This is a genomic window from Mucilaginibacter sp. OK283 (assembly GCF_900110415.1).
Taxonomy (GTDB): Bacteria; Bacteroidota; Bacteroidia; order Sphingobacteriales; family Sphingobacteriaceae; genus Mucilaginibacter.
The window spans coordinates 352,348-363,819 of record NZ_FODR01000001.1; the positions used below are offsets into that span (position 1 = coordinate 352,348).

An 11,472-nucleotide genomic window follows, 5' to 3' on the forward strand; every position below is an offset into this window, starting at 1 on the left:
TTTTTGTTTTTCTTAAAAATAGTTTTCATTTTTAGGGCATTAATGCGCGTGTATAAAAACCGCTATTTATAAATAATAACAACCTAATGTACTTATCATATCTCAACACAATCTTGATCAAACATAGCATCTGAACAGCAGATGAATTAAAGATGACTTTAACCTTGGGGGAAATGAATAAACCTCCGGAAAGCGTTTGCTTTTTATTTGATTAGCGAAGAAAAAAGGGCAGGGAAAACGATTTACCGTTAACTTCACTGCAAAGCAAATTAATGAGTTAAGAAAGGCATTGGTTGTTAAAAAGAGAAAAATCTTTAAGCAACATAAAATGAACAATGTTTTCGTAAACAAACTTTTTAAAGTAAAACCGTTTCAGTTTGCTCTTATTATATTTTGGTTTATAAATATTAATGGAGCAATTGCGCAGTCGCCTAATCAGTTTCAAAATATGATTGGTGTTGGCACAACTTCGCCCGAAGTTGCCAGCTTAGGTAAATTCGGTAATATACCTGTTGGCTATAATACCGGAACCCCTAACATAACCATACCCATTTTTGAAGTTAAGGTTGGCGATATCAAGCTTCCGATATCATTGGATTATCATGCAGGGGGAATAAGGGTAGATGAAGTCTCGTCCTGTATAGGTATTGGGTGGGCGTTGAATGCCGGAGGATCCGTTTCCCGTTCCCTTGTTGGCTTACCCGACGAGTCGGCAACCGGTTATTTGTATTCGCCACTTTCCACCGATGTGTACAATAATGAAGGAATATATAGCGATTACTTATACAACGTTATGGAGGGGTTATCAGATGCCAATCCAGACGTTTTCGCTTACGGAATTGAAGGGCAGAGCGCAAAATTTATTATAAAGCAATCCGATCATTCTTTTATCCAGTTTCCATTAACCAATAATAAAATTGAAAATTATGCCGGAACATGTTATAAAATAACCAATCAAAATGGCTTAGCTTACATTTATGAACAAAAAGAGAATACAAGCTTCGGTACTGTTAATAACGTTAATTTAATTCCGAGGTATACAAGCGCGTGGCGGCTTACAAAAATTGTAAGTAGTAACCAGGTAGATACTGTTTTTATTACTTACGATAGTGTTCTTGGATTGGGCCAACACGCAAGATCATTTTCTCATACCATAGGCACATCGGCCTCTACATCCTATGGCACAAGCGGATATGGAGATGTTATAAATAGTGATAGTTATGTTAGTCAATTTGTTTATAATGACGAATCATATGTAAAGGAGATTAACTGGAAAGGAGGAAAAATAACATTTGTTAATACAGCCGACAGATCCGATTACCCTTCGGCTATGCGCGCCCGGGAAATTAATATCTATTCAAAAAACCTCGGTACTTATAGCCTGTTAAAAAAGGTAAAATTAAACCAGTCGTATTTTTATTATAAACCGTCAAACTATAGCGATCCGCAGGATCCTGATGGCGTTGATCCATACAGGTTACGGTTAGATAGTGTGCAATTTTTTGACGGCAATAATGTGTTTAAGCCGCAGGTATATAGTATGACGTATGATAATACCCCAATGGCTCCGAGAGAGTCGTTTGGGCAGGATCAGTTCGGGTTCAATAACGGCCACTTTGAAAATACAACCTTAATGCCAAGCCAAAATGTGCTTTTTAATGTTGTGGGGACCGGAAACAGCTATTATAGTTTTGGCAGTGCAAACCGAGGCTTTGACGCGGGTTATATTAAAGCATGTTCTATTCAGTCAATGAAATATCCCACGGGCGGAAAAACTGTTTATGAGCTTGAGCCCCATAAATACGCAACACAATCAAACCAAATTGTACAGCAATTATTAGAAAGTACTTCGCAGGGTGGCCTGCAGTCAACAAACTCGGTAAGTTTTGTTTTAACGGCAGACATGTTAAACCTTCGTTACAATGTTAAAATTTCGGCATATAATTATCCTGATGTATCAAACAGGCCAACGGCAGTGCTTACCGATCAAACCACCGGGCAAGAGGTATTCAGGTTTACCAACATGAATGCTTCACAAGCCTATACAACTGGTTTAAACCCTGTTTCTAACGTTACCGGGCCTTTTTTAACAGTTGGGCATACTTATGTTTTAACTACCAATATTTACACAACCAATTCAAATGTAAGCTCAGTATTTGATTTGTTTTGGGATTTGCAAACAAATGTTGCACAGGTATTACAAGGGGGAGGATTAAGAGTGAAAACGATTACCAACTTTGATAACAATGGTAGCATGATAAACCAAAAAAGATACGATTATACTGATGACGGGACCGGAACCCTGCTTACTCCGCAGCAATACCTGGGTATTTTTACCACCAATACGATATTCAGAAGAGGAAATTCACAAATTATTGATGGCGTACCGCACGGCTGTATGTACTCTACCGGGAATCCTTCGGTTATTTACCATTCCAATAGCGTTATACCTGCAAGTCAACTGTCTGGAAGCCCGGTTTTATATGGTAAAGTTACAGAGTATGATGTATCGTTTACCGGGGAATTGAAAAACGGTAAAAAGGTATTTGGATACCCTATCTCGGTTGACCAGGAGGTGCTGGCAAATAACTCTGATATTTATGGGGTTCAGATGATCAGTAATGTTTGGAGAAACGGATATCTTTCATCAGAAGATATTTATAAAAGCAACAGTTCGTCCGGGTATGATTTAGTAGAATCAAAAAGGTATAATTATGTTACTGCCAGGCAAAGTACCCAGCAAATGATTCGTGTACAGCCAAGATATACTTATTCATTTGACGAAACCAGCTGTAATGGTTTCAACAGCACCGCTGTTTATAACGATATTATTTTAGACAGCTACGATTTGCCTACCTCCGCAATAATGCTTCAATCCGACTCCGACGCTATCTATGATAATTCCGGGATTCAAACCGGAACAACAAACACTTATTCTTATGACGATGCTACTCATTTGCTGCCAACGCAAAAAACAACGCTCAACAGCAAGCAGGAAACATTAACCAATATTATGAAGTATCCGCATGACCTGGCTTCGGGCACCAATGTGTACCAAACCATGGTTAACAGGAATATGATTGCACCATACGTTAAGTTTCAGCAATTGAAAAACGGAACGCAGTTAGCGTTGGCTAATATCAATTATAATGACTGGTTTACCAATGGAAAGCTTTTGCTTCCGCAAACGGTAGATGAACAGGTATTGACCAACCCGATAGAAACCCGTACAAAATTTAATAAATACGATAGTTATGGTAACATTTTAGAACAGCAAAAGGCCGATGGCCCGGCATTAGCCTACAAGTGGGGATACTATAACCTATACCCGGTAGCTACGGTTTCAAATGCGGCAAGCAACGAATTTTACTACGAAGGGTTTGAAGAAAATACAGGAACAAATGTAGTTGCCGGGGCAGCGCATACGGGGGCGAGGTTTTATAACGGAGCATATACCGTGACGTGGACAAGGCCTAACAGCCGCAGTTATGTAATTAGTTATTGGTACAGGAACGGCAGTGGCATTTGGCTGTATCAGCCGGAAGTGGCGTACACCGGGAGCTCGTACGCGTTAACCGGCGGTACAGCCTATGATGATATCAGAATTTACCCTTTAGATGCGCAAATGTCTACTTATACCTACGCGCCCTTGGTAGGAATGACGAGTTCAATTGATGCAAAGGGACTGACTACTTATTATGAATATGATGCCTTTCAGCGGTTAATCAACATTAAGGATAAGGACAATAACATTGTTAAACATACAGATTATCATTACGCAGGCCAATAACAAAAGCATCAACCTAACATTATCGCACAATGATTTTAAATATACCTATATCCGCATACGGTAAGCGGAGTGATACAGCAAATTTTAAACAAGGCACCCAATGGAGCAGGCTGTACAAATTGGTTTTGCCTATAATGCTGTTTTTTGCCCTGGGGCAATCGGCCCTGGCGCAAATGACTATTTCCGGCAATACATGTGGTACAGCAGGGCAATCCTCCACCTATAGTGTAAGCAGCAGCTATACATCGGGGTACCCAACACAATGGCAGGTTACAGGCGGGCTTATAACGGGCACAAGCAGTAACAGCCAGAATGGAACCGGCCTGTCTTCCATTTCCGTTACATGGAATTCCGGCACCTCTGTAGGAACCGTAAATGTACACGTTTACAGCAGTGCTAACCCCAGCGCCTCGCTCAATGTAAATGTGGGCGCAGCCCTGGTGCCAGGCGCCATCACTGCTAATGCTACGCAAACCGTGTATAAGACAGTTCCTGCCACTATTAGCTGCAGTGCCGCCACCTATGGTGGTTGCTCACCAATAACTTATAACTATCAATGGCAGCAAAGTACAGATCAGGCAAGTTGGACTGATGTTGCCGGAGCAACAGGGCAAAACCTTAGTTTTTCTGCTGTGCCGGCTGCGCAAAGCATATATTACCGCAGGTACGTGGTTTCCAATGCTTACCAGAGTGGCTATTCAGGAACTGCGTTGGTTAATGTGCTGCCTGCTTTAAACGGCGGAAACGCCAGTCCGGCGAGCCAGGATATTTTAACAGGTACAGCGCCTGTCGCGTTATCATCTTCCACGGCTACGGGAGGGAATTGCGGCGGCAGCTATACCTATCAATGGATGAATTCAAGTAACGGGACAGCTTTTTACGCTATTTCCGGGGCTACCGGGGCCTCCTACTCTCCACCTGCTTTAACGCAGACAATGTATTATCAACGGATGGTTACCTGCGGAAGCGAGTCGGTTTATTCCACCACAGCAACCGTAAACGTATATCCCCATTTAGCAGCCGGAACTATCAGTTCTTCCGGAAGCAGCATTAATTATGGCACAGCGCCCGGCACAATTAGTACTACAGCGGCAACCGGCGGTTTATGCGGCGGCAGTTATAGTTACCAATGGCAGGTAAGCACAAACGGCAATGTCAGCTTTGCCGATATTGCAGGGGCAACAGGATTAAGCTACACCCCGGGTACATTAACCGCTACCACCGGCTATAGGTGTAAGGTTACATGCAACACCGAAACCGTTTACACTGGTAATTATACGGCTACGGTTTATGCTCAACTGGCAGCGGGCACCATTAGCCCGGCAACACAATCAATTAATTATAATACAGCGGCAACGCTTACAGGTACGGCTGCAACGGGGGGCAATGGTACCTATACTTACCAGTGGCAAAGCTCGCCCGATAACAGCACGTGGACAAATATCACGGGCGCTATCAGCGCGGGCTATACCAGCGGTAGCCTTACTACCACTACTTATTTCAGGAGAACAGCAAGCAGCAATGGTGTTAGTGTGAACAGTTCGGCAGCAACGGTTACGGTTTACCCGCAGCTGGTTTCGGGCACAACCAGCCCCGCGAGCCAAAACATCAATTACAATACAGCGGCAGCAACACTTACAAGCACGGCAGCCACCGGGGGCAGCGGAACTTATACCTATCAATGGCAAAGTTCGCCCAATAACAGTACCTGGACTAATATTACCAGTGCCACAACTTTAAGTTACGCGCCGGGTACATTAACAGCTACAACATATTATCATCTGGTATCAACCAGTAACGGAGGAAGTGTAACGGGGAGTACCTCAACGATTACGGTTTACCCGCAGCTGGCATCCGGCACAGTGAGCCCTGCAAACCAAAATATCAACTATAGTACGGCAGCCGCTACGGTTACAAGTACAGCAGCAACGGGCGGCAGCGGTACTTATACGTACCAATGGCAAAGTTCGGTGGATAACAGTACCTGGACCAATATTGCGGGTGCAACAACTTTAAGCTATGCACCGGGTACACTAACCACTACCATGTATTACCACCTGGTATCAAGCAGCAACGGGGTAAGCGTTACAAGTGGTACTGCAACAGTTACGGTTTTTCCGCAGCTGGTATCCGGTACAGTGAGCCCGGCAAGCCAGGCTATTAATTACAATACAGCCGCAGCCACGCTTACGGGTACGGCAGCTACAGGTGGCAACGGCACCTATACATACCAATGGCAAAGCTCGCCCAATAACAGCACCTGGACTAATGTTGCAGGTGCAACCAGCCTGAGCTACGCACCGGGTGCGCGTACGGCAACAACGTATTTTCACCTGGTATCAACAAGTAATGGCATAAGTGTAAGCAGTGGTTCGGCAACGGTTACCGTTTACCCGCAGCTGGTATCGGGTACGGTGAGCCCGGCCAGCCAAAGCATCAATTACAATACGGCAGCAGCTACATTGACGTATACTGCAGCTACGGGCGGCAACGGCACTTACACGTACCAATGGCAAAGCTCGCCTAATAACAGTACCTGGACTAATATTACCGGTGCCACAACGTTAAGTTATGCACCGGGTACGCTAACGGCAACTATGTACTATCACCTGGTATCAACAAGCAACGGGGTAAGCGTAACAGGTGGTACAGCTACGGTAACAGCTTATCCGCAGCTGGCAGCCGGCGCAGTAAGCCCGGCAACACAAACGGTACTTACAGGCACAGCGGCAGCGGCACTGTCATGCGCTCCTTCGGGCGGTAGCGGCACCTATACCTATCAGTGGCAAAGTTCACCTGACAACAGTACCTGGGCAAACATTGGCAGTGCCACAGGTAGTAGTTACAGCCCAGGGATATTAACGGTAAACACCTATTACCGGGTTGGAGTTACCAGTAACGGGGTATCGGCCTATACAACTTCTGCCGTTATCAATGTTACCAACTGCCAGGTAATGAATACAAATCCGGGGATAAACATGAATTACATTGTAACCAGTGTACTCAGGATACCGGGGGTAACCAGCATAAGCGGCCTCTCGCAGCTGGCAGCCATGACCACGTGTGATGTAAACCAGGTTATAACTTACCTTGACGGCCTGGGCAGGCCTGTGCAAACGGTGCAGGTTAAAGGTTCGCCCGCCAGAAAGGATATTGTACAACCCATTGCCTATGACCAATATGGGCACGAGGCTCAAAAATATCTGCCCTACGCGTTAAAGGCAGGCACCAGTGATGGGAGCTATAAAACCGATGCCCTGACCGCTGGAGCCGGACAAGCTGATTTTTATACAGCCCCGCCAACAGGCGTAAGAGCAGTAAGCAACCCATATGCGGTAACAGGTTTTGAGCCATCGCCACTGAACCGCGTAGCAGAACAGGGTGCGTCAGGAGCGGATTGGCAGCCTTATGATGCAGGTATAACCAATTCAGGGCATACTACCAAAATAGCTTACGTAAACAATAATGCTTTGGCGTTAACGGATACGGCCAACAGCACGCTGGTGGCTTTGTACGCAACAACGATAAACGCCGACCGGAGCCAGACGCTTACCCGGGCCACAGGTACCAATGCCAACTACACGGCTGGTACCTTGTATATAACGGTAAGCAAAGATGAGAACTGGAAGAGCGGACGCGGCGGTACAACCGAAGAATACAAAGACAACGCCGGCCACGTAGTGCTTAAAAGAACGTTTAATTACAGCGGCACAACACTGCAAATACTATCAACTTATTACGTATACGATGACCTGGGCAACCTGGCCTTTGTGCTGCCGCCCCTCGCCGGACCCGATATGGTATCAGGTGTACCGTCGGCCACAATACAGGACAACCTGTGCTACCAATACCGTTATGATGAGCGGAACCGGTTAATACAAAAGAAAATTCCGGGAAAAGGTTGGGAGTATATGGTATATAATAAATTGGACCAACTGGTATTGAATCAGGATGCTGTTCAGAGGTTGACCAACCAGTGGACAGTGACTAAGTATGATGGGTTGAGCAGGGTAATTATAACCGGATTGTGGAATGCAGGAGCCCTTATAGCCCAGTCGACCCTACAAAACAGTATTTATGCATCAGCGCAGTGGGATAGCAGGGACAATACCAATAATACTACCACATACCCCATCGGTTATGTATTGAGTAGCTACCCAGCACTAAACAAAATACTAACGGTTAACTATTATGATGCCTATACCAACATTCCAGGCATCCCCGCAGCATTTGTTGTAACCGGAAACAGCGCGATGACTAAAGGGCTCCTTACAGCGACAAAGACCGCAGTGCTGAACACAATAGGGAATACTACGCCAGATATGCTGTGGACGGCTCATTATTACGACGACCGGGGCAGGAGCACAAAAACCTTTCAGCAACATTATCTGGGTGGTGTATTAAATGCCGGTAATTATGATGTGGCGAATAGCACCTATAATTTTAATGACCAGGTAACCACCAATACGCGCCAGCATTTTACATCGGCCAGTACAAGTGTGGCTAAAGTAACGATAAGTAACCGGTACATTTATGACCATATGGGCCGCAAGCTGAAAACCTGGGAGCAGATCCAGAATGGCGGCCAATTGGCAGATACCCGGACACTGGTATCGCAGACTGATTATAACGAGATTGGCCAGGTATGGAAAAAGAACCTGCACAGTACAGACAGCACAACATTCATGCAAACAGTTGCCTATACGTATAATGAACGGGGCTGGCTGTTTACCAGTAGCGCGCCGCTTTTTGCCACCCAACTGTATTATAATACAGGTACCTATAAGCAGTATAACGGCAATATCGCTTATCAATATTGGGGCGTTCCGGGAAACCTGAGCAGCCATTATAACTATGTGTATGACCAATTGAACCGGTTGAACGGCGGGAATTCTACGGCCGGGAACAATGAAAATAGTATTAGTTATGATGCTGTGGGTAATATTAAAGCGATGAAACGCTATGCAGCAAACACGCTGATTGACCAGTTAACCTATACTTATGCAGCAAACAGCAACCAGCTGCTGAGCGTTACAGATGCAACCACCAATGATGCCGGACAAAAGCAAGGCACTGCCAATTACTTGTACGATGTTAACGGTAACCTGGTAGCCGACGATAGCAAAGGTATTACCGGCACAACAGGCATTACCTATAACTTGCTGAACCAGCCACAGGCAATCGCATCAAAAGGGATAACCTACACCTATGATGCAACGGGGCAAAAATTACGGAGGGTGACGGGTACGGCAGCAACAGATTATATTGGCGGCATCCAGTATGAGGCGTCTACGTCGGCGGTCAGTTTTATCAAAACAGAAGAAGGACGGGTATTGCCTAACGGTGCAACCGCCTATAACTATGAATATTCGCTGACTGATCATTTGGGAAATAGCAGGGTTAACTTTGATACAGGTACTGGTGCCGTAAGGCAGGTACAAACAGACGATTATTATCCTTTTGGTATGGATATCGCATCGGGAACAAGGTTAAGCCCGCCAAATAATTATCTTTATAACAAGAAGGAATTGCAAACGGATTTAGGCCTTTACGATTACGGCGCAAGGTTCTATGATCCTGTGATTGCAAGGTGGGCAACAGTAGATCCATTAGCGGAAGAGGGTAAAAGATGGTCGCCTTACGCTTATTGCTATAACGACCCTATTGGTAAGGTTGATTTGGACGGTATGATACCCTGGCCTTTGAGAGGCTATATAGCTGTTAATAAAAAAGATTATGCAAATGGAGGCTATGGCTTAGTTAATACAATAGTAAGAACATCAACATATTTGGAAATTAGAAATGTTGGAACCAGCCCTCACGTAGGGATAGACTATAGAGCAAAAGTAGGTACGCCATTTTATTCTTTAGGGGACGGTGTAGTTTCCTCGATTGGAGAAATAAAGAATGGGAAAGCCAAGGGCGCAAAATTCATAGAGGTGAAATATAAAAATGGAGATAAAGTTCGGTTTCTTCATTTAAGTAGTGTTGCCAAAGACTTGAAAGAAGGAACACATGTGTATGAAGGACAGGAATTAGGGAAAACAGGGGATACAGGTGCCGCTTTTGCCCATCTTCATGTAGATGCAAAAAATAAAGATGGCGAACGAATTGACCCAGAGAATCAGAATTATGGAACAGTTAGCAATGAAGAGTTTTTTACAAAATATGATGGTGATTACAAAAATTTGCCAACATATTCCGGGGATGATTCAAATGATTCTGATACTAATCCTGCGACAGCCCCCATTGAGATACAAAGAATTTTATATTATATAAAATTGAAAGAAAAGATGAAGGATATAGAAAGGCAATACGAATGGATTAAGAATTATATAGACCCTAAAAAAAATGAAAAAAACGATAAAAATGATAAGTAAGCAGTTTATTATCGTCGTGATAGGGAGTAGCCAAATCTTGTACTCTTGTGGGCAAAACAAACAGCCACAAGAGTTAACTAAAAAACATATTAAAGATGAAGTGGCGACGGATAGTAAATGCGAGATTAATATCGAATATTTGAAAACGAAATTTTTAGGAAAACCATTATCGGCAAATAAAGACTTAAATGGATGCTTTGTTATAAAAGATACATTGATGGACGGAGATGATGGGGTAACGTGGAGCGCTAAGTCATATAAAAGAAATAAAGAAATGTCTTTTTTGTTGGAATCAAGTTGGATTGATACAGGTCATATTACGAGAATTACAATTTTTGATAGTCAAATTAAATCACTAGAAGGAATAGGAATTGGTAATAGCCTGAAAGATATTTACAATAAAATAAATAAAAAGACAACACCAATGCCCGACGGTTACCTCGCCTTTGGGGATTTAAAAGACCAACATATTACATACATAATGGATATTAACGGCTACCCGGCGCTCCAAGAAGGCAGGATATGGGATATTGATAAAATGCCAAAGGATGTTAAAATAAATAGTATAGTTATAAATTGAATCGGGCTGAAAACTAAGTCGCCTCAGTTGTCTATAGTCTTTCGCTGTTCGATTTCTCCGAACGAACGCTTATGCTCGTAATTTATAACTACTGTCTTTGCGCTAAATAAATATGCACCCCCGGATGTTTTAATTTCATCCGGGGGGGTATGCCAGCAGTTCGCGTTAAGGATTGCAGTGAAAAGCCCATAGCGCGGGCAGGCCGGGGCGGCAAAGGCCAGGCGAGGACTTGTAACGGAAAGCCTGCCCGCCGCTTCTACCAGCGGGGGTAACGCCCTGGAAAAGAGTCAAGAGATTGGAGTCAAGAATTAAGACATAGACGTGCACGGTTTCTACCAGGGGGGAACACTCTGTTAATTCAAAATTCAAAACTCAAAAGTTGGAAGTATTATCATAGGTGTTTTCTTCTCCAAAAGATATAAGGCTCCAAAGAATATCATCAGGCGCAGCGGAAAGTATATCCGACGGTGTCCAGATAAAAAGCTTTGGTAAAAAGTGCTGAATTTTTATAGTTTTTTATCAGAGAAGTGTTGTGCTTTGCTCAATTTTTGGTAGTTATTTGTAAATTTTTGAATGTTTATTACCATATAAAGCCCATGGCGGCCGTTTGTTCAGACGTAGTTTAAATTGTATTCGGGCTTTATCAAGTTGTTCGGTAGATTGTGAATGATAAAATCTTGATAGTAAATATGTTATAATTTAGTTGTAAAATCCGAACACTT

The 11,472-nt window shown here is 43.7% G+C and carries 3 protein-coding genes; all 3 read left to right on the top strand.

Features of this window, described 5'->3' with window-relative positions:
* The first annotated feature begins 328 nt into the window (after positions 1 to 328).
* Genes BMX56_RS01645 through BMX56_RS01655 form a run of 3 tightly spaced genes read left to right on the top strand, consistent with a single transcriptional unit; the run spans position 329 to position 10,750 of the window.
* Positions 329 to 3,790, top strand: coding sequence for a hypothetical protein (locus BMX56_RS01645; protein ID WP_090639436.1), 3,462 nt, complete (start codon positions 329 to 331; stop codon positions 3,788 to 3,790).
* A 29-nt stretch (positions 3,791 to 3,819) separates the two neighbouring features.
* Entirely contained in the window at positions 3,820 to 10,170 is a 6,351-nt protein-coding gene (locus tag BMX56_RS01650; protein WP_090639442.1) for a DUF6443 domain-containing protein, read from the top strand.
* Positions 10,142 to 10,750 carry a DUF1131 family protein gene (locus tag BMX56_RS01655; protein ID WP_090639452.1) on the top strand — a complete coding sequence of 203 codons (609 nt, stop codon included), beginning with the start codon at positions 10,142 to 10,144 and terminating at the stop codon, positions 10,748 to 10,750. Before BMX56_RS01650 ends, BMX56_RS01655 begins: the two co-directional genes overlap by 29 nt.
* The last annotated feature ends 722 nt before the right edge of the window (positions 10,751 to 11,472 follow it).